The following is a 1,572-nucleotide window of genomic DNA, read 5'->3' on the forward strand; positions in this document are numbered from 1 at the left end:
AGCTTGGGTAACTAACGTACTAAAAAATAAATAGGTGTGATGCCTATTTATTTATCTTGAATTTCAGTATTAAATATATTACCCTCGTTTTGGACATTTAGACATATGGACACAAAGTATATACATTATGAAAATTCCAGATAAAAAAGCAGAACAAATCCTAAAACAATTTCAAAAATTTGCAAAATCAGTAGACTGGCGGAAAACCTCAGCTCACCAAATTTACCTTATAAAAAAAGAGGATGCGGTTGGAAAACCAATTAAACTTGTCGGTTATATACATACAATCTCAGACCCAAAACCAATTGAAACGAATGGTAAAAGATCCACATTTGTAGAATTGTCAATCAGAGATCGCTCCAATAATCAAATTGTTGTGATACCCGTTTATGATGAAAGTTTACGAGAAAGGCTTAAAGATTCTTTTAATCATCACATTCATTGCACTTTCCATGGAACAGTTCTTTCAATTATTACTAAGGAAGCTTCTGGCTATCTTTTCTACTTGCATAATTATATAGTTGAGGTTACCCCAGAAGATTTAATTGAAGTTCAATATGATCTAAAAACGAATCGGGCTGATATTTTTTTAAAAGAGATAGCTACCCAACAGGACAAATTCTCGTACTTCAAAAACAAACTTGTTGATGGATTAAAAATTAAAGGTCTTGATAAGGCAAAGGAATTATCTCACTCAATTGATTTTATGATCTACCAAGCATTTTCTTCCGGAATGTATAACAACAATTCAATGAAATTACATTCTCTTATTATTGGTCCACCGGCAGTTGGTAAAAAGCTTCTTACATTATCAGCAAAAGTATTAAACCCTGTATCTGAAGAAATCGGTGTCGTAGACAGTAAAATTACAATGGCAGGTTTGATTGGAAATGCTTCCTTGGGAAAGAATAACATTTGGAAATCCAACCCCGGATATTTCACAATGGCTTCAGAAGGTGTTCTTTGTATCCAGGATTTTCATGAGGTAAAAAAGAACCGTAAAGAAATATTCGGTGCCCTATCCAAACTTATGGAAGATGGCGAAGTGATTGATAGTTCATCAGCCAGAACAACTTTCATAGCGAATACTTCCATTCTCCTGGATATGAATAGGAAAAGCCAGGTTTATAAGGGTGAAGGATCAACAGAATCGGCTGATATAAATATTCCTATTAATATCTTATCGAGATTTGATTTCATAATAGACATTCCTCAAGATAAGCAAAGACAATTGGTTGTTGCGCAGGATATTTTTACTAAAACAGAGGACTTGGTTGATGACTGGAAACGCGAAGTAAAACATTTTGTCGCATATATCCGCACTTATTTCAAGAAGATAAAGTTTAGTGAAGAAGTTGAAGTTCACCTTAAAAAGAAGCTTCGTCAAATCGAATCCCAGGTTAGAACAATCCCCGAAATAGAAAATGATTTCCAGGATTTTTATACACGGTTGGCTGTTTCTGCTCAAAAATATGTTAAAGCCGTCGCTAGCATAAACTTGCGTACACATGCAAGAATAAGTGATGTAGATGAAGCGTTTCGATTTATTCAGACGAAAGTAGATTTTCTGAA

At 34.2% G+C, this 1,572-nt stretch carries 1 protein-coding gene; it reads left to right on the forward strand.

Translation table 11 applies throughout. The annotated features are described in order from the left end of the window. Positions 1-127 precede the first annotated feature (127 nt). A partial coding sequence (locus HND50_22380) for a hypothetical protein (GenBank protein ID NOG48000.1) occupies positions 128-1,572 on the forward strand: 1,445 nt, incomplete at its 3' end.

The sequence above is a fragment of the Calditrichota bacterium genome, assembly GCA_013112635.1.
Classification (GTDB): Bacteria; Calditrichota; Calditrichia; order Calditrichales; family J004; genus JABFGF01.